This window comes from Pseudomonas frederiksbergensis, from assembly GCF_900105495.1.
Taxonomy (GTDB): domain Bacteria; phylum Pseudomonadota; class Gammaproteobacteria; order Pseudomonadales; family Pseudomonadaceae; genus Aquipseudomonas; species Aquipseudomonas frederiksbergensis.
On record NZ_FNTF01000002.1, the window covers coordinates 6,155,096 to 6,173,043 of the forward strand.

The window sequence follows — 17,948 nt, forward strand, 5'->3', positions numbered from 1 at the left end:
ACATTCGGCATTTACGCCCCATCAGGAGACGTTCATGAGCCAGGCAGATTTCATCATCATCGGCGGCGGGATTGCCGGTGCTTCCACCGGTTTCTGGTTGTCGCAGCACGCCCGGGTGATTGTGCTCGAACGCGAATCCCATCCGGCTTACCACTCCACCGGACGTTCCGCCGCACTGTTCACCGCCGCCTACGGCACCCCGCAGGTTCGAGCGCTGACTCAGGCCAGCCGTGATTTCTTCGACGCGCCGCCGGCCGGTTTCTGCGAGCACCCGCTGCTGACCCCGCGTGGCGAGATGACCGTGGACTTCACCGGTGACCCGGCCGAACTGAATAATCAATACCTGAGCGCCAAAGCCACGGTGCCGCAGATGCAGTTGCTCAGCGCCGACGAGGCCTGCGTACGCCTGCCGATCCTGCGCCGGGAAAAAGTCCATGGTGCGATTTACGACCCGACCGCCAGCGACATCGACACCGATGCCTTGCACCAAGGCTATCTGCGCGGTATCCGACGCAACAAAGGTGAAGTTCATACCGACAGCGAAGTCATGAGTCTCACCCGCGACGCCGAAGGTGTGTGGCACGTGCAAACCAACGGTCAGACCTTCAGCGCCCCGATCATCATCAACGCGGCAGGCGCCTGGGCCGACAAAATCGCTGAGCTCGCCGGTGCCAGTCCACTGGGCCTGCAACCCAAGCGCCGTGCCGCGTTCATCTTCGCCGGCCCCGAGGGCGTGGACATCCACGATTGGCCAATGCTGGTCAGCCTCGACGAATCCTTCTACATGAAGCCCGACGCCGGAATGTTCCTCGGCTCGCCCGCCAACGCCGACCCGGTGGAACCGCACGATGTGCAGCCCGAAGAGCTGGACATCGCGTTGGGCATCTACCAGATCGAAGAAGCCACCACCCTGACCATCCGGCGTCCGACCCGCACCTGGGCCGGCTTGCGCAGTTTCGTCAGTGACGGTGATTTGCTGTGCGGTTTCGATCCGCAGGTACCGGGGTTATTCTGGGTAGCAGCACAAGGCGGTTATGGCATCCAGACCTCGCCGGCCATGGGCCAGGCCAGCGCTGCACTGGTCCGCGGTGAAGCCTTGCCCGAACAACTGACTCGTTTCGGTCTGAACACCCAGATGCTCGCCCCCGCTCGACTGGGCTGACGTTCGGACGCAGGTGACGTGCTGACACGATTGCGGCAAACTTCCAGCGCCCTTTTTTGACGGGGCGCCGATGCTGTCCGGAGCTCCACTTTATGAACGCCCAAGAACAAGAACCAGTCGGTAACGACTCTGCATTGAAGAGTTCGCCGCTGGACAATTTCCGCGCGATCGCCGATGCCATCGCCACATTGTTCTTTCCGCACGCCGAGGTGGTGCTGCACGACCTGCGCACGCAGAAGGTCGATTACATCGCCAACAACCTGTCCAAACGGGAAATCGGTGATGACTCGTCGCTAGAGGACATGCTCAGCGAGGAGATCAGCGAACGAAACATCGGGCCGTACGAAAAGCTCAATTGGGATGGTCAGAAGATTCGCAGCCTGAGCAGTGTCCTGCGCGACAGCGAAGGTCGTCCGCTGGCGGTGCTGTGCATAAACCTGAATATTTCGTTGTTCGAGAATGCCAAGGCAGCGCTGGATCTGTTCCTGTCGCCAAGCAAGTTGATTCCGCAGCCCGATTCGCTGTTTCGCGATGACTGGCAGGAGCGGATCAATACGTTCCTGCACGTCTGGCTGCGCGAGCGTCAGCTGAGCCTGAACCTGTTGACCCGTGACCATAAGCGCGAACTGGTGCTGGCACTGCACGCCGAAGGCGCCTTCAAAGGCAAAAGCGCCTCCAACTATGTGGCGAACGTGCTGAACATGGGGCGGGCAACGGTGTACAAACATTTGAAAGAACTGAAGGGCTAATTGTGGCGAGGGAGCTTGCTCCCGCTGGACTGCGCAGCAGTCCCTTCTTTTCAGGTAGAGCGGGGCCGGTTCCCGGCCCAGCGGGAGCAAGCTCCCTCGCCACAGGTTTCTCGCTTTAGTGGTTACTCCAGAACCGACGCCGGCCCGAAGAACTCGTAACGGCTTTGCTTCTCCGGCACACCCAGCGCTTTGAGGTGGCGCTTGACCGCCGCCATGAAGCCTTTAGGACCGAGGAAGTACGCGTCCAGATCGCGCTGCTGCGGCAACCACTCGCCCAGTTGCTCCTGACTCAACAACCCAACCTTGTCCGCCGCCGGGCTCACGCCGTCATCTTCGTCGTAGCAATAAAAGCGTTTGAGTTGCGGATGACGCTCGGCCAAGCCATCGATCCAGTCGCGGAAGGCGTGAACGCTACCGTTACGTGCGCAGTGGATAAAATGCACCGGCCGCTCGGTCGCCAGCGCCGCTTCCAGCATTGCCAGGGTCGGAGTGATGCCGACGCCGCCGCTGATCAGCACCAGCGGTTTGTCGCTGTCGGTCAGCGTGAATTCGCCCGCTGGCGGGAACAGCTGGATGCTGGAGCCTACCTGCAAATGATCGTGCAGGTGGTTGGAGGCGCGGCCACCGGTTTCACGTTTGACGCTGATCCGGTACTGGCCCTTGTTGGCCAAGGCCGACAGCGAGTAGTTACGACGAATTTCTTCGCCATCGAGGATCAGTTTCATGCCGATGTACTGGCCTGGCTCTGCCGCCAGAATCGGGCCTTTGTCGGCCGGTTCAAAGTAGAACGAGGTGATTTCCTCGCTTTCGTCGACCTTGGCCACCACGATGAATTCCCGTGCCCCGCGCCAGCCGCCCGGTGCCTGTTCCTTCTGGTCATAGATGCTGGTTTCGGCGCCGATCAGGATGTCGGCCAGTTGACCGTAAGCAGCCCCCCAGGCAGCCATCACTTCAGGTGTGGCAATCTCTTCACCCAGCACTTCAGAAATGGCTCGCAGCAGGCATGAACCGACAATCGGGTAATGTTCCGGAAGGATTTGCAGCGCCACGTGCTTGTTGATGATCTTGGCCACCAGGTCGCCCAACTGGTCGAGCTGGTCGATGTGCCGCGCATACATCAAGACACCGTTGGCCAGGGCGCGCGGCTGATCACCGCTGGCCTGATGGGCCTGGTTGAACAACGGGCGAACTTCCGGGTACTCGGACAGCATCATGCGGTAGAAATGCGTGATCAATGCTTCGCCACCGCTTTCCAGCAAGGGCACAGTGGATTTGACGATTGCACGGTCTTGAACGCTAAGCATAAGGCGACTCCTGAACTACTTGGATTGCTAACTGTTTGTCTTGTAGTTATCAGTTTTCGTGCCAGAAATTAAAACCTTATAAATCAATAAGTTAAATTCTTGATAGTCATATCGACACACCCTGACTTATAGTCATACCGACTACACGGAGTCACTATGACTGCAAAAGCCTTGCTCACCACCCTGCTGCCACTGGTCGCTGACCTGTCCCGCGAACTCCCTGAAGGCGAGCGCTATCGACGCTTGCTCGAAGCCATGCGCGCCTTGCTACCGTGCGACGCTGCTGCCCTGCTGCGCCTTGATGGCGAATGGCTGGTGCCACTGGCCGTCGACGGGTTGAGCACCGACACCCTCGGCCGACGCTTCAAAGTCAGCGAACACCCGCGTTTCGAAGCGCTGCTCAGCAGCCACGGCCCGACCCGTTTTGCCGCCGACAGCGACCTGCCCGACCCTTACGACGGATTGGTCGATGGCCTCGATGAACATCTGGAAGTCCACGATTGCATGGGTTGCCCGCTGTTTATCGATGAGCGTCCCTGGGGTTTGCTGACCCTCGACGCCCTCGATCCGGAGCGCTTCGAACCGATCGAACTGGACGCCCTGGAAGCTTTCGCCAGCCTCGCCGCCGCCACCGTCAACGCCGCCGAGCGCATCGAACGCCTGGCCAATCGTGTCGAAGACGAACATCAGCGTGCCGAGGTTTACCGACAGGCCAGCGGCCAGCAGAACCGCGAGATGATTGGCCAGAGCAAGGCGCACAAACGGTTGGTGGAAGAAATCAACCTGGTGGGCGGCAGCGACCTTACCGTGCTGATCACCGGCGAAACCGGAGTCGGCAAGGAACTGGTCGCCCAAGCCATCCACGCCGCATCGCCCCGGGCTGACAAGCCGATCATCAGCCTCAACTGCGCCGCGCTGCCGGACACACTGGTGGAGAGCGAATTGTTCGGCCACGTCCGCGGCGCCTTTACCGGCGCGATGAACGATCGGCGCGGCAAGTTCGAACTGGCCAATGGCGGCACACTGTTTCTCGATGAAGTCGGTGAGCTGTCCCTGACCGTCCAGGCCAAATTGCTGCGCGTCCTGCAAAGCGGTCAGCTGCAGCGATTGGGGTCGGATAAAGAGCATCTGGTCGACGTACGACTGATCGCCGCGACCAACCGCGACCTGGCCGAGGAAGTGCGCAGCGGCCGCTACCGCGCCGACTTCTATCACCGCCTGAGCGTTTATCCGCTGCTGGTGCCAGCATTGCGTGACCGTGGGCGGGATGTGCTGCTGCTCAGCGGCTACTTTCTGGAGCAAAACCGCTCGCGCATGGGCCTCAACAGCCTGCGCCTGACCAGCGATGCGCAGGCGGCATTGCTGGCATATACATGGCCGGGCAATGTGCGGGAGCTGGAACACTTGATTGGCCGCAGTGCCTTGAAGGCGTTGGGTAACTGCAAGGAGCGGCCGAAGATTCTGAGTTTGAGCGCGGCGGATCTGGATTTGCCCAATGGCAGCGTTGAGCTTGCAACCGAGCCAGTCCCTGCCAGCCCTGCGGCTTTGGTCTCGGGAGACTTGCGGGCGGCGACCGAGGATTATCAGCGTCGACTGATCAACGCCTGCCTGGAACGGCACCATAACAATTGGGCGAGCGCAGCGCGTGAGCTAGGCTTGGATCGGGCAAATCTTGGAAGGATGGCTAAACGCCTGGGTATGAAGTAACCCGATCCCGTGTAGCAGCTGCCGAAGGCTGCGTTCGAGGACGAAGTCCTCGCCAAACCATTCACCGTGTTGTATCTGATGCACCGGGGGGACAGGATTTACGACTGCTTCGCACCCGGACGCAGCCTTCGGCAGCTGCTACAGGAATCGCACTGACCGGGCTGGCGACGGAATAACCCTAAAGCCTGCCCGTCACAAGTCGATAACCCGGCATCGATAGCTGTTGACGATCCTCGCGACTGCCCATCACCTTTTTCCACAGAAGGTTTTTATGTCTTCAAACAAAGCCCGCGCAGATTCACTTTCGCTTCTGCTGTTTACCTTGCGCAGCGGCAAGCTGATGGCGATCAACCTGCTGAAAGTCAGCGAAATCATTCCCTGCCCGCCGCTGACCAAGCTGCCGGAGGCGCATCCTCATGTCAAAGGCATCGCCACCTTGCGCGGCGCGTCGTTATCAGTGATCGACCTCAGCCGTGCCATCGGCGAACGACCGCTGGAAGATCCGAACGGTGGCTGCCTGATCGTCACCGATGTCAGCCGCTCCAAGCAGGGTTTGCACGTTCAAGCCGTGAGCAAGATCGTCCACTGCCTGACCACCGACATCCGCCCGCCGCCGTTTGGCTCTGGCGGCGTGCGTTCGTACATCACTGGCGTGACCTCGGTCGACGGCACGTTGGTACAGGTGCTGGACATCGAAAAAGTGATCCATGGCATCGCCCCGGCGCAGATCGAAACGGCGCCGACCGAACTGAGCATGGAAGATGCCGAAGTACTCGGCAACGCGCGGATTCTGGTGGTCGACGACAGCCAGGTGGCGTTGCAACAATCTGTGCACACCCTGCGCAATCTCGGCCTGCAATGCCACACCGCCCGCAGTGCCAAGGAAGCCATCGACTGCCTGCTGGACCTGCAAGGCACGGCCCAGCAAATCAACCTGATCGTCTCGGACATCGAAATGTCGGAGATGGACGGTTACGCATTTACCCGAACCCTGCGCGAAACCCCCGACTTCTCGCACCTCTATGTGCTGCTGCACACCTCTTTGGACAGCGCGATGAACAGCGAAAAGGCCCGTCTTGCCGGCGCGAACGCAGTGCTGACCAAGTTCTCCTCGCCAGAACTGACCAAGTGCCTGATCGAAGCGGCCAAGGCGGTCGCTGAACAAGGTCATTGAGGTTTGAGCAAGGACTTCTGTTTTCTGATGCGGCGTAACCTCGCTGAAGTTGTGCCCGCAATCGCTTGGCCTGAGGGAATCGTCCTCAGCGAATACCGCCCCGATCTGGCTGAAGCCATTCATCGTTTGATGGAATTGGGCTATCAGGAAGGTGGCGGTCGCGTGCCGGCGCTGGACGTGTGGCAACAGCGTTTTGAAACCGATCCTGAATATGATCCGAGCCTGTGTTTCCTCGCTCTGGATGCCGAAGGCATCGTTGGGGTGTGCCAGTGCTGGACCAGCGCCTACATCAAGAACCTGGTCGTCCATCCACGGGCTCAGGGCCAAGGTTTGGGACGCGCATTGCTGCTACATGCTTTCAACATTTTTCAGCAACGGCGCGAGGGTTTCGTCGACTTGAAGGTGCTGGAAGACAACCTTCGGGCGCAGCGGCTGTATGAAAGTGCCGGGATGCGCGTGGTCCGCCGGGAACCGGTTCCGGCCTGACTGTGGCGAGGGGGCCGACACATTCAACCTGAAACCATCAGGCATACTCCAACCTTGGCCAAAACACCCCAAGGATGCCCGCCCCATGAAAGCCGCAAGCCTGACCTTCCTCTGCCTCACCGCTCTCGCCTTTCAGGCTCACGCATCCAGCCCCGACGCCTGGGCCGCCTACGACAAAACCGTACTCGCCAGTTGCATTAAGGCCAGCGGCTTGAAAAATGCCAAACCCGTGGGCAATGCCGCGCAGTTCGATGACCGGGTTGGCTACACCGCACTGCTGTTGCAAGGCCAATACCCGCAAAAACACATGAAAGGCCAGCAAGGCACCGAACTGTGTCTCTATAACAAGAAAAGCAAAACCGCCTACGTCACCGAATGGGACTCCATCCGCCCAACCGCCAAGGCGCAGTGACTGGCGCATAACTTGCTTCGATAGCGGCCTTTGCGGCGACATTCTGTCGCCGTTTTCATGTTCTTCAATGCAACTGGCCGTTCAATGAATACGACGTTTTCCTGCGTAGGCTGTGGCAAATGCTGCAACGACCATCACGTGCCCCTGACCCTGCCCGAAGCGCGGATGTGGGCGGCCGATGGCGGTCAAGTGATCGTGCTGGTGGAAGGTTTCCTGGGCAATGGCCTGGGCTTGCCAGAGCAGCAGCGTGAACATGCCGAACGCCGCTCAGTGAAGGTTCGAAGCGGCGTTTCCGAGGCGTACATAGCCATCACTTTTGCCGCTTACAACGTCGGTCCTTGCCGGAATCTTGACGAAGACAACCTCTGCCGCATCTATGAACGCCGGCCGCTGGTGTGCCGCATCTACCCGATGGAAATCAATCCGCATATTCCCCTGAACACTGCGGCGAAAGAATGTCCGCCCGAGTCGTGGGAAAAGGGACCGAAACTGATTGTGGGAAGTGAATTGGTCGATCAGGAACTGGCTGGATTAATCCAGCGCTCCCGTCAGGCCGATCGCGATGACATTCGGACCAAGGAAGCGATTTGCGCGTTGCTGGGGATTCGGACTACAGCGTTGAAGGGTGATGGGTTTACCGCTTACCTGCCGGACATGACGGCGTTCGCGAGGGGCATCGATCAGGTTGCGGCGCAGCCATTGGTCGGGTCAGGCGCTGACTGGTTGTTTCATGTATCGGGCGAAGACATCGCCGGGCAAGTGCAGGCGACGGGTGCGCAAGTGGCGACAGATACGCCAGCGAACTATGCGTTTATTTCGTTGCGGGTGGCCTGAGGCGCCAGTCTCGGAATCACTGCGCAATACCGTTGCGCAGTGATTCGTCGCCAAGAAGATTAGCTGGCCGTCACTGCCAGACATTCCACTTCTACCCGCGCGTTCTCGACCAACTTGCCGGCAAACGTCGTACGTGCGGGCAAACGATCTGCCGCAAAGAAACTGCGATACACAGCATTCATGGCGGAAAAGTCCCTTATGTCGGCAAGGATGACCGTGCATTTGGCCACTTGAGCCAGGGACGAACCGTTGCGTTGCAGCGCGGTACGCAAGTTCTCCATGACCTGGGTCGTCTGCGGGCCGATGCCGCCCTTCACCAGTTCGCCATCAGCCCCGAGGCCGAGCAGCCCGGAAAGGTAAAGGGTCTCGCCGACCTGCACCGCATCGGAAAATGCCAGACCTTCCTCATTCGCAAAGTAGCGTGGTGAGTCTGGCACTGCGGGCGGCAAATAACGCTGGGTAATTGCCTGATACTGGCCATTTTGCTTAAGACGCTCCAGCGCCGCATTCAGGTTATCGCGCAGCAGAGTGTCGGTTTTTCGCACGGCCATGGCCACGCCACTGCCCAGCATCGGGTCCCTGACAGGGGCTCCGGCAAACTCGAAAGCCTGCCCTTGGGGCAGGCTTAATAACGCGTGGGTAATTTCAACGGAGTCTTGCAGGGTGGCATCGATATCACCCGCGAGCAGGCTGTCGACCAATTGGTTGTTGAAATTGAAACTGCGCACCGTCACCCCGGCCGCCGCCCAGCGAGCCTTGGCGAAAGCCTCGCGACTTGTGCCCGCAAGCACGCCGATACGCTTGCCCTTGAGTGATCGCGCATCCGGCTGCAGATTCGAGCCCACGCGAGCCACCAGACGGTTACTCAAGGGATACAGGTCTTCGGTGAAATCAACCCGCTCACGACGCGCAGGGGTGGCGGTCATCGGCATGATCACGTCGAAACGGTTGGCTTCAAGGGCATGAAGGTTGGTCGCGTAATCCTGATCAACCCAGACACAGCGGGATTTGAGTTCGGCACACAGCGCGTTGCCCAACTCGATATTCAATCCGACCAGCTCACCCTTGTCGTTACGGCTCTCGAACGGCGGAACCAGCGCTTCGACACCGAAACGGATTTGTGGATCGGGCACAGTCGACATGCAGCCAGTGGTCAGGGCCACCAGCGACAGGAAAGAGAGGGTTTTTACCAGAGACATTTTTGGTGGCCTGCATCGAAAATTCACGGGCATGAATCTTCGACGAGAGGCCACCGACTTTCCCAGAGGACGAATCGCTCATCCTTGTGGGAACTATCTCAATGACAGACAGAACAATTACCGCGCAACAAAATGCCTGACCGTCAGCGCTTGCCCATCGAGCGACGAGTGCCAGGAGGCGCTGCGCCCGGGGTCTTGGTATGGCCGTTCTTGGCGCCGTTCTTGTACCAGGGCTGGCTGGCATTCTTCGCGGCGGCCAGGTCGCCCGGCTTGAACGGGAACTTGAACGCCGGGATCGCGGCTTTGGTTTCGCTGTCTGCGCTGGAGTCGACGCTGTCTGGCAGGTCTGCCTGGTCGTCGCTCAAAGCGTCGGCAACCGGCGGTTGTGTCGGGGAAGTCATGAAAGCTCCGGGTGATGCAATAGAGTCGGGCCCGATCAGCGAGCCGCGAAAGGCGGCAGTATACCTGTCTCGGGAGTTGCAAGCTTCAAGCAGCAAGCGAGTCCGTCGGGTTTTGCGTTGACTGACCTGACGCCTTCGTCGGAACCCCGCCCGGACCCAATTGAACAGTATCCATCTGCGCGACATTGGTCGGCTGTCAGGCCGCCATCGCGAGCAGGCTCACTCCCACAAGGGATCGGTGTTCGCCTTTCGCTCCTCACCACTCATCAGGCCGAGCGTTAGCTCGCCTGCAGCTCTTGATCTTGATCCACCCGCCCCTTCGGAAGGCTGAGTGTAGGTGTTCATCAGGAAGGATCGGCATCGCCCCGCAGAGGTCAAAACTGACAGCGCCGTCAGTTAGCATTTACCTCCCTGACCGGAGAACAGGTTTATAAAGGAAGATACAAACCTGAAAAAAACCGACCCACAGCCCCGGCGCCCCACTCGCATGCGAATTCAGAAAAAACCCGCCTTGCTCGCAGCCCTTCTGATCGTCCTGGCAGCGCTGGGCCTGTGGTACGCCAACAAACCCGCGGCCACCAAACTGACCGCACCCTCTGCGATCCCCGTCCGGGTAGTGAACGTCATCGAAAAAGACGTCCCACGCTACGTCAGCGGCATCGGCTCGGTGCTGTCCCTGCATAGCGTTGTGGTGCGTCCGCAAATCGACGGCATCCTCACCAGAATCCTGGTCAAGGAAGGCCAACGGGTGAACAAAGGCGACCTGCTCGCCACCATCGACGACCGCTCGATCCGCGCCAGCCTCGAGCAGGCCCGAGCGCAACTTGGCGAAAGCCTGGCGCAACTGCAAGTGGCTCAGGTCAACCTCAAGCGCTACAAACTGTTGAGCGTGGACGACGGGGTTTCCAAGCAGACCTACGACCAGCAACAAGCCCTGGTCAACCAACTCAAAGCCACCGCCCAAGGCAACCAGGCCTCGATCGACGCCGCTCAAGTGCAGCTTTCCTACACACAGATTCGCTCCCCGGTAACAGGTCGCGTCGGTATTCGCACGGTGGATGAAGGCAACTTCCTGCGCATGACCGACGCTCAAGGCCTGTTCACGGTGACCCAGATCGACCCGATCGCCGTGGAGTTTTCCCTGCCGCAACACATGTTGCCGACCCTGCAAGGCCTGATCAACGATCCACAGCACACGCCGGTCAAGGCTTACATCGGTGCCGACACCGATGGGGAAACCGGCAACCTGCTGGGCGAAGGTCGCCTGACCCTGATCGACAACCAGATCAACGCCAACACCGGGACCATCCGTGCCAAGGCCGAGTTCGCCAACCCCGCACAGAAACTCTGGCCGGGCCTGCTGGTAACGGTAAAGATTCAGACAGCACTGGATAAAAATGCGCTGGTAGTGCCGCCCACCGTCGTACAACGTGGCCTCGATCAACATTTCGTCTACCGGGTCAAGGGTGACAAGGTCGAAGCCGTTCAGGTGCAGATCATTCATCAAGGCAGCGGCCAGGACCTCATCAAAGGCGTGAATCCGGGCGACGTACTGGTCAGTGACGGGCAGTCGCGGCTCAAACCGGGTTCGACCGTGCAGGTAGTGACCGACCCGCCGCAAGTGGTGCAATCGGAGCCGAAACCATGAAGGGTCATGGCTCGATTTCCGCGTGGTGCATCGATCATCCGGTGGCGACGGTCCTGCTGACCTTTGCCTTGGTGCTGCTCGGTGTCATCGCCTTCCCACGACTGCCGATTGCGCCACTGCCGGAAGCGGAATTCCCGACCATTCAGGTGGCCGCGCAACTGCCTGGCGCCAACCCCGAAACCATGGCCTCGTCGGTGGCCACGCCGCTTGAAGTGCAATTCAGCGCCATCCCCGGCGTGACCCAGATGACCTCGAGCAGCGCCCTGGGCTCGACCATCCTGACCCTGCAATTCACCCTCGACAAAAGCATCGACACCGCCGCGCAGGAAGTCCAGGCCGCGATCAACACCGCCGCCGGCAAACTGCCCAAGGACATGCCGAACCTGCCGAACTGGAGGAAGGTCAACCCGGCCGATAGCCCGGTGCTGATCCTCAGCATCCACTCGCCGCAAATGCCCGGCACCGAAGTCAGTGACCTGGTGGAAACCCTGCTCGCCCGTCAGATCAGCCAGATCGACGGTGTAGGCAATATCAACATCACCGGTCAGCAACGTCCGGCGATCCGGGTGCAGGCGTCAGCAGACAAACTCGCTGCCATCGGCCTGACCCTGGCGGACATTCGCCTGGCAATCCAGCAGACCAGCCTCAATCTGGCCAAAGGGGCGTTGTACGGCGAGTCGAGCATTTCGACCTTGTCCACCAACGACCAGTTGTTCCATCCCGAGGAATACGGTCAGCTGATTGTTTCCTACAAGGACGGCGCACCGGTTCATCTCAAGGATGTGGCCAAAGTCGTCAACGGTTCGGAAGACGCCTACATCCAGGCGTGGGCTGATGGTAAGCCGGGGGTGAACCTGGTGATTTTCCGGCAACCGGGAGCCAACATCGTCGCGACCGTCGACCGAATTCAAGCAGCCCTGCCGGCGCTGGAGGCCATGCTGCCGGCCTCGGTGCAGGTCAACGTGCTGGTCGACCGCACCCAGACCATCCGCGCGTCGTTGCATGAAGTGGAAATCACCCTGCTGATCGCGATCCTGCTGGTGGTGGCGGTGATGGCGCTGTTCCTGCGGCAGTTGTCGGCAACCCTGATCGTGGCGTCGGTGCTCGGTGTGTCGCTGATCGCCAGTTTTGCCCTGATGTACCTCATGGGTTTCAGCCTGAATAACCTGACGCTGGTGGCGATCGTGGTGTCCGTCGGGTTTGTGGTGGACGATGCGATTGTGGTGGTGGAAAACATTCACCGTCACCTGGAAGCCGGCGACGGCAGGCGCGAGGCGGCGATCAAGGGTGCCGGCGAGATCGGTTTTACCGTGGTCTCGATCAGTTTCTCGCTGGTGGCGGCGTTCATTCCGCTGTTGTTCATGAGCGGCGTGGTCGGGCGACTGTTCAAGGAGTTCGCCCTGACCGCCACTTCGACCATCATGATTTCGGTGGTGGTGTCCCTGACGCTGGCACCGACGTTGGCCGCGCTATTCATGCGTGCGCCGCAACACCGCCAATCGGGCTTCGCCGAGCGGTTACTGGCGCTGTATGAAAAAGGCCTGCGCCGGGCCCTCGCCCATCAGAAGTTGATGATCGGAGTGTTCGGCCTGTCCCTCGGCTTGGCGGTCGCCGGGTACATTTTCATTCCGAAGGGTTTCTTCCCCGTGCAGGACACTGGTTTCGTCCTCGGCACCACCGAAGCAGCGGCGGACATCTCCTACGGCGACATGGTGAAAAAACACTTGGCAATGGCCGAAATCGTCGCCGCCGATCCCGCCGTCGAGACGTTCTCACACTCGGTCGGCGTTGCGGGCAGCAACCAGACCATCGCTAACGGCCGCTTCTGGATTTCGCTGAAAAAGCGCGGCGATCGAGACGTGTCCGCCAGCCAATTCATCGACCGGATTCGCCCGCAACTGATGAAAGTCCCGGGCATCGTGCTGTACCTGCGCGCCGGGCAAGACATCAACCTCAGTTCCGGTCCGAGTCGCGCGCAGTACCAATACGTGCTCAAGAGCAACGACGGGGCACTCCTGAGCACCTGGACCCAGCGCCTGACGGAAAAGCTGCGCGCCAACCCGGCGTTCCGTGACATTTCCAACGACCTGCAACTGGGCGGCAGCATCACCCACATCAGCATTGACCGCAGCGCCGCAGCGCGTTTCGGCCTGACCGCCAGCGATGTCGATGAAGCGCTGTACGACGCCTTCGGCCAACGGCAGATCAACGAGTTCCAGACCCAGACCAACCAGTACAACGTGATTCTGGAACTCGACACCAAGCAGCGCGGCAAGGCCGAAAGCCTCAACTATTTCTACCTGCGCTCGCCCCTGAGCGGGGAAATGGTGCCGCTGTCGGCCCTGGCGAAATTCGAAGCGCCGACCATCGGCCCGTTATCTATCGCTCATGACGGGATGTTCCCGGCGGCCAACCTGTCGTTCAACCTGGCGCCCGGCGTCGCGTTGGGCGATGCGGTGATCATGCTCGACCAGGCCAAGACCGACATCGGCATGCCGGTGGCCATCAGTGGCAATTTCCAGGGCGCCGCCCAGGCGTTCCAGAGTTCGCTGGCCAGTCAGCCTTGGCTGATTCTGGCGGCGCTGGTCGCGGTGTACATCATTCTGGGCGTTCTGTATGAAAGCTTCGTGCACCCGCTGACGATCATTTCGACGCTGCCCTCGGCGGGGCTGGGGGCGGTGATCATGCTGTGGATCTGCGGCCAGGACTTTTCGATCATGGCGCTGATCGGGCTGGTGCTGCTGATCGGCATCGTCAAGAAGAACGGCATCCTGATGATCGACTTCGCGCTGGAAGCGCAACGCAACCGTGGCTTGCCTCCCGAAGAAGCAATCCATGAAGCGTGTATGACGCGGTTCCGACCGATCATCATGACCACCCTCGCCGCCCTGCTCGGCGCCCTGCCGCTGATGCTCGGCTATGGCACCGGCGCCGAACTGCGCCAGCCGCTGGGGATTGCGGTGGTCGGCGGTTTGCTGGTGAGCCAGGCGCTGACGCTGTTCACCACGCCGGTCATATACTTGTGGCTCGAGCGGCTATTCCATCGGCACCCTCTCCCACCAGCATCAGCACCTCAACCGGCGCTGGCGACCACAGACTGAGGCGGGTCATGAGCGTTCTGATTATCGAAGACGTCAAGGCCATTGCGCTGATGCACGGCGGGGATGTTTTTGTGCGCAGTGATCACGGCATGAATACCTTCGGTATCCATCTCCCGGTCTGACCCCGCCAAATGATCGTTCCCACGCTCCGCGTGGGAATGCAGCCAGGGACGCTCCGCGTCCCATTCCAAGCCGAACGCGGAGCGTCCGTTGAGGCATTCCCACGCAGAGCGTGGGAACGATCGGTGGTCAACTGTTGCCTTAAGCGCAACAGTCCTTTCATGAATCCGCTCTTTTTCCCCTCGCCAAACCCCCTTATCTTTGCCGCACCAAACAGCACTTGCCAAGCAAGAAGGTTTTAAAGATGTCCAACACTATGGGTATTGCCAGCGCTTTCGTTTTGTCCTCTTTGTTTCTGTCTCCGTTCGCCATCGCTGAAGAGTCGCAGACGTTCGTCGCGCAAAACTCCGCACGCGCGGCTGCATTCGAACAGACTCACAACGAAATGACGGCCAAGGCTCAGGAAGCTGCGCAAACCCCTCAAGCGTCGAGCACTCAGGCCCGACCACCGATTGAGAAAGAAAGCTGATTGTTCAATATCGCTCTGTTTCCCTCGACACTTTTCATCGGCTCTTTCCTTTGAAAAGTTGTCTTCAAGCCGCTGCTATCAGCGGCTTTTTTTCGTTGTGGTTTTAATCAGTTTTAGTTCGTCTCCCCTAACAAGAAACATCCTGAGTCTCAAGACAATGAGGCTCTAAGTTGACCCAAGGAGCTTTACCGCTAGTGCGTTTCCCTCTCAGATTCAGCCTGTTATTCATTGCAATCGCTGCAACGGTGACGCCTGCTGCTCACGCCGCAGACGACTCAAACGCCGAAGGTTTCGTTGAAGGATCGAGCCTCAACCTCAACGCCCGTAACTACTACATGAACCGCAACCGCCTGCAGCAGGCGGACGACAACATTGAATGGGGCCAGGGTTTCCTTGGTCTCTTCGAATCAGGCTACACCCAAGGCGCCATCGGTTTCGGCGTTGACGCCCACGCGATGCTCGGGCTCAAGCTCGACGGCGGTGGCGGTACCGATGGGTCGAGCATCCTGCCGGTCAGCGATGGCAACGGCAAAGCGCCGGGCTCGTTCTCGACGGCGGGTGGCACGCTGAAAATGCGTGCCTACGATACCGAACTGAAGGCCGGTGACTTGTTTCTCGCCAACCCGGTGATCGCCGGCGGCGAAACCCGCATGCTGCCCCAGACCTTTCGCGGCGTCAGCCTGACCAACCACCGTTTTGACGGCTGGATGATTGAAGGTGGCCAGGCGAGTTTCACCAAGCCTTACAACCAGAGTGGACACACCCGAATCGGCACGTCCTACGGCAGCCTGGCCGACGGTGACGAAAGTAAGCACCTGAATTGGGCCGGCGTGGCCTGGAGCGGCCTGCCGGGGTTGACCAGCAGCGTCTATGCTTCCGAACTCAAGGACATTTGGAACCAGTATTACTACGACCTGGATTACACCTACGCCTTGAACGATCGGGTCAGCCTCAACCCCGGCCTGCATGCCTATCACACGCAAGACACCGGCGATGCGCTGCTGGGCCACATCGACAACAACACCTACAGCCTGCATTTCACCGTGGGGGTTGGCGATCACAGCGTTACCGCGGCCTATCAGCGGGTCAACGGCAACACGCCGTTCGACTACATCAGCCAGGGCGACAGCGTCTACCTCGACAACTCCCAGCAGTATTCGGACTTCAACGGCCCGAACGAACGCTCTTGGAAACTCAAGTACGCCTACGACTTTGTCGGGCTCGGCCTCCCCGGCCTGACCTCGGCGATCTCTTACTCCCGAGGTGAACTGGACCTGACCAAGGTCGATCCGGACAGTCCCGGTTATGCCTCGTGGTACAGCGCTGACGGCAAAAACGCCAGGCACTGGGAACGTGACATCGACCTCAACTACGTGGTTCAGGGCGGCAAGGCCAAAAACCTGGCGCTGCGCCTGCAATGGGCGACCAACCGTGGAGGCAACGGCTATGGCGCGCTGGATCAGGACACCGATGAATACCGGGTGATCGTCGACTACCCGCTCAATGTCTTCTAAGCTTCAATAAGCAAAAGGCCAGCATGTTTTGCTGGCCTTTTTTTTACTCGGGATTTATACAGGCGCACCGAACGCAAATGGTTTCCGGGATTCTGCCTGAGTCTTGCAAAACACTTTAATAACGCCTCATTAGCAGAAGTAGAACCATGAGTGTGAGCAGTGCGACATCTCACCACCCGGTCCGGTCGACGCGATCGGAGCGGCTCCTGGTTCTCGGCAGTTTGCTGTTGGTGATTGCGATATTGAGCATCGTCGCGTTCCTGCTCATTCGCGAACGCGCCAATGCTGAACAGTCGGCCACTCGTGCAGCAACCAACATCGTGCAACTGATCGACGCCGACGTGCTGCGCAATGTCGAACTCTATGACCTGTCCTTGCTCGGCTTGATCGCCGCCTCCCAGCGTGAAGACCTCAAGAACGTTTCCCCTACCATCCGACACCTGGCCTTGTTTGACCGCGCCACTGCCGCGCCGTACAAGGGCGACATTTTGTTGCTGGACAACAAGGGCGACGTGATCGCCGACTCGGCCTCGGTAGACCCCAGAAAGGGCAATTTTGCTGACCGCGAATACTTTCAGTCGCACGTGAACAATCGCGACCCAAGCATGCTCATCAGCCGTCCTTTCCGCTCCAGACAACCTGAACATGAATGGCGAATCAGCTTCAGTCGCCGAATCAGCGGCTCACAGGGCGAATTTCTTGGCGTGGCCGAAGCCGCCATGCGCTTGAGTTATTTCGATCAACTGTTCAACAGCTTGAGCATCGGTCGTGACAGCTCGGTCAACCTGATCAGCTCGGACGGGATTCTTCTGGCCCAGGAGCCCCGCTTGGCCGAGGAGCTGATTGGCAAGGACTTCAGCAGCCGTCCCAACTTCCAGCGCATCGTCAAAGAAGGCAACGGCAGCTTCACCGGTGTTTCAAGCCGCTATAAGGACAAACGCCTGTACACGTTCTCCAAGGTGGGCAACTTGCCGTTGATCGTCATCGTTGCACTGTCCAGTGATGAAGTGTTTGCCTCGTGGAAGCGTACGGCGGTGGTGGTTAGCGTTGCGACGATGGCGCTGTGCATCGGCTTGCTCTGGCTGACCTGGCTGCTCAGCCGCGAACTGCGCCTGCGCCACCACGCCGAACAGGAACTGGCGCAACTGGCGGCTACCGATCCCTTGACCGGCCTGGCCAACCGCCGAACGCTGGATCAGGTGCTGCGGCATGAGTGGTTCCGCGCTCAACGTTCCGGCCAGCCTTTGTCGCTGCTGATGATTGATGCCGACCATTTCAAAGCGTTCAACGATCGTCATGGGCATCAGGCTGGCGATGATGCGTTGCGCTCGGTGGCCAAGGTGATCGCCGACAATGTGAGACGACCCGCTGACCTGGTCGCCCGTTATGGCGGTGAGGAGTTTTCGGTGATTCTCGCGGAAACCGACAGCCAGGGTGCACAACAGATTGCCGAACACATCCGCGCGACCGTAGAGCAGTTGCCGCGGGTGGCAGGTGCCGAGTCGCCGATTACTGTCAGTATCGGTATCAGCACCTGGACCACCTCCACCGACATCAGCCTCGAACAGCTATTGTTTGCAGCGGACAAGGCGCTGTATCAGGCCAAGGAAAGTGGGCGTAATCGGGTAGTCGCAGGATGATCGTTCCCACGCTCCGCGTGGGAATGCA

Annotated in this window: 15 protein-coding genes; 12 read left to right on the top strand and 3 right to left on the bottom strand. The window is 59.7% G+C overall.

Features of this window, described 5'->3' with window-relative positions; translation table 11 throughout:
* Window positions 1-34 precede the first annotated feature (34 nt).
* Window positions 35-1,162 (top strand): NAD(P)/FAD-dependent oxidoreductase, encoded by a 1,128-nt coding sequence (locus tag BLW70_RS28915; RefSeq protein WP_074880016.1) that lies wholly within the window; start codon window positions 35-37, stop codon window positions 1,160-1,162.
* A gap of 92 nt (window positions 1,163-1,254) precedes the next feature.
* Window positions 1,255-1,911, top strand: a complete 657-nt coding sequence (locus BLW70_RS28920) for a helix-turn-helix transcriptional regulator (RefSeq protein WP_074880019.1) — start codon at window positions 1,255-1,257, stop codon at window positions 1,909-1,911.
* 122 nt (window positions 1,912-2,033) lie between these two features.
* Here the strand turns inward: BLW70_RS28920 and hmpA are convergent, their stop codons facing one another.
* Window positions 2,034-3,215 (bottom strand): NO-inducible flavohemoprotein, encoded by a 1,182-nt coding sequence (hmpA, locus tag BLW70_RS28925; RefSeq protein ID WP_074880022.1) that lies wholly within the window; start codon window positions 3,213-3,215, stop codon window positions 2,034-2,036.
* Between the two features lie 156 nt (window positions 3,216-3,371).
* On the opposite strand from hmpA, the gene norR reads away from it, so the two are divergent.
* The 5 genes from norR (at window position 3,372) to BLW70_RS28950 (ending at window position 7,828) form a co-directional block, all read left to right on the top strand.
* Entirely contained in the window at window positions 3,372-4,922 is a 1,551-nt protein-coding gene (gene norR / locus BLW70_RS28930) for a nitric oxide reductase transcriptional regulator NorR (RefSeq protein ID WP_074880025.1), read from the top strand.
* 271 nt (window positions 4,923-5,193) lie between these two features.
* The gene (locus BLW70_RS28935) at window positions 5,194-6,096 is read left to right on the top strand and encodes a chemotaxis protein CheV (RefSeq protein ID WP_074880028.1); all 903 of its coding nucleotides are present in this window, start codon (window positions 5,194-5,196) and stop codon (window positions 6,094-6,096) included.
* Between the two features lie 27 nt (window positions 6,097-6,123).
* Window positions 6,124-6,582: a GNAT family N-acetyltransferase gene (locus BLW70_RS28940; protein WP_074880031.1), complete on the top strand. Its 459-nt coding sequence runs from the start codon at window positions 6,124-6,126 to the stop codon at window positions 6,580-6,582.
* A gap of 85 nt (window positions 6,583-6,667) precedes the next feature.
* The gene (locus BLW70_RS28945; RefSeq protein ID WP_074880035.1) at window positions 6,668-6,994 is read left to right on the top strand and encodes a hypothetical protein; all 327 of its coding nucleotides are present in this window, start codon (window positions 6,668-6,670) and stop codon (window positions 6,992-6,994) included.
* An 84-nt stretch (window positions 6,995-7,078) separates the two neighbouring features.
* A complete protein-coding gene (locus BLW70_RS28950; RefSeq protein ID WP_074880038.1) occupies window positions 7,079-7,828 on the top strand; it encodes a YkgJ family cysteine cluster protein in 750 nt (249 codons plus the stop codon).
* Window positions 7,829-7,887: 59 nt separating this feature from the next.
* Here BLW70_RS28950 and BLW70_RS28955 read toward each other — a convergent pair whose 3' ends face one another.
* Both BLW70_RS28955 and BLW70_RS28960 read right to left on the bottom strand, forming a co-directional pair.
* Entirely contained in the window at window positions 7,888-9,027 is a 1,140-nt protein-coding gene (locus tag BLW70_RS28955; RefSeq protein WP_074880042.1) for a transporter substrate-binding domain-containing protein, read from the bottom strand.
* Between the two features lie 143 nt (window positions 9,028-9,170).
* Window positions 9,171-9,428 carry a hypothetical protein gene (locus BLW70_RS28960; protein ID WP_007943495.1) on the bottom strand — a complete coding sequence of 86 codons (258 nt, stop codon included), beginning with the start codon at window positions 9,426-9,428 and terminating at the stop codon, window positions 9,171-9,173.
* A 487-nt stretch (window positions 9,429-9,915) separates the two neighbouring features.
* Between BLW70_RS28960 and BLW70_RS28965 the strand changes: the two genes are divergently transcribed.
* The 5 genes from BLW70_RS28965 to BLW70_RS28985 all read left to right on the top strand — a co-directional run bounded on the left by BLW70_RS28965 (window position 9,916) and on the right by BLW70_RS28985 (window position 17,920).
* Complete coding sequence (locus BLW70_RS28965) at window positions 9,916-11,076, top strand: efflux RND transporter periplasmic adaptor subunit (RefSeq protein WP_074880045.1); 1,161 nt, start codon at window positions 9,916-9,918, stop codon at window positions 11,074-11,076.
* Complete coding sequence (locus BLW70_RS28970) at window positions 11,073-14,177, top strand: multidrug efflux RND transporter permease subunit (protein ID WP_074880048.1); 3,105 nt, start codon at window positions 11,073-11,075, stop codon at window positions 14,175-14,177. Before BLW70_RS28965 ends, BLW70_RS28970 begins: the two co-directional genes overlap by 4 nt.
* A gap of 364 nt (window positions 14,178-14,541) precedes the next feature.
* On the top strand, window positions 14,542-14,766 hold the full coding sequence (locus tag BLW70_RS28975; protein WP_074880051.1) for a hypothetical protein: 225 nt from the start codon (window positions 14,542-14,544) through the stop codon (window positions 14,764-14,766).
* 194 nt (window positions 14,767-14,960) lie between these two features.
* Window positions 14,961-16,280, top strand: coding sequence for an OprD family porin (locus BLW70_RS28980; protein ID WP_074880054.1), 1,320 nt, complete (start codon window positions 14,961-14,963; stop codon window positions 16,278-16,280).
* 146 nt (window positions 16,281-16,426) lie between these two features.
* Window positions 16,427-17,920, top strand: a complete 1,494-nt coding sequence (locus BLW70_RS28985; protein ID WP_074880057.1) for a sensor domain-containing diguanylate cyclase — start codon at window positions 16,427-16,429, stop codon at window positions 17,918-17,920.
* The last annotated feature ends 28 nt before the right edge of the window (window positions 17,921-17,948 follow it).

What these genes read in the sequence shown, in the direction of transcription:
- BLW70_RS28915 (WP_074880016.1), top strand. Translation starts at nt 35, where the DNA reads ATGAGCCAGGCAGATTTCATCATCATCGGCGGCGGGATTGCCGGTGCT.
- BLW70_RS28920 (WP_074880019.1), top strand. Translation starts at nt 1,255, where the DNA reads ATGAACGCCCAAGAACAAGAACCAGTCGGTAACGACTCTGCATTGAAG.
- hmpA (WP_074880022.1), bottom strand. Translation starts at nt 3,215, where the DNA reads ATGCTTAGCGTTCAAGACCGTGCAATCGTCAAATCCACTGTGCCCTTG.
- norR (WP_074880025.1), top strand. Translation starts at nt 3,372, where the DNA reads ATGACTGCAAAAGCCTTGCTCACCACCCTGCTGCCACTGGTCGCTGAC.
- BLW70_RS28935 (WP_074880028.1), top strand. Translation starts at nt 5,194, where the DNA reads ATGTCTTCAAACAAAGCCCGCGCAGATTCACTTTCGCTTCTGCTGTTT.
- BLW70_RS28940 (WP_074880031.1), top strand. Translation starts at nt 6,124, where the DNA reads ATGCGGCGTAACCTCGCTGAAGTTGTGCCCGCAATCGCTTGGCCTGAG.
- BLW70_RS28945 (WP_074880035.1), top strand. Translation starts at nt 6,668, where the DNA reads ATGAAAGCCGCAAGCCTGACCTTCCTCTGCCTCACCGCTCTCGCCTTT.
- BLW70_RS28950 (WP_074880038.1), top strand. Translation starts at nt 7,079, where the DNA reads ATGAATACGACGTTTTCCTGCGTAGGCTGTGGCAAATGCTGCAACGAC.
- BLW70_RS28955 (WP_074880042.1), bottom strand. Translation starts at nt 9,027, where the DNA reads ATGTCTCTGGTAAAAACCCTCTCTTTCCTGTCGCTGGTGGCCCTGACC.
- BLW70_RS28960 (WP_007943495.1), bottom strand. Translation starts at nt 9,428, where the DNA reads ATGACTTCCCCGACACAACCGCCGGTTGCCGACGCTTTGAGCGACGAC.
- BLW70_RS28965 (WP_074880045.1), top strand. Translation starts at nt 9,916, where the DNA reads ATGCGAATTCAGAAAAAACCCGCCTTGCTCGCAGCCCTTCTGATCGTC.
- BLW70_RS28970 (WP_074880048.1), top strand. Translation starts at nt 11,073, where the DNA reads ATGAAGGGTCATGGCTCGATTTCCGCGTGGTGCATCGATCATCCGGTG.
- BLW70_RS28975 (WP_074880051.1), top strand. Translation starts at nt 14,542, where the DNA reads ATGTCCAACACTATGGGTATTGCCAGCGCTTTCGTTTTGTCCTCTTTG.
- BLW70_RS28985 (WP_074880057.1), top strand. Translation starts at nt 16,427, where the DNA reads ATGAGTGTGAGCAGTGCGACATCTCACCACCCGGTCCGGTCGACGCGA.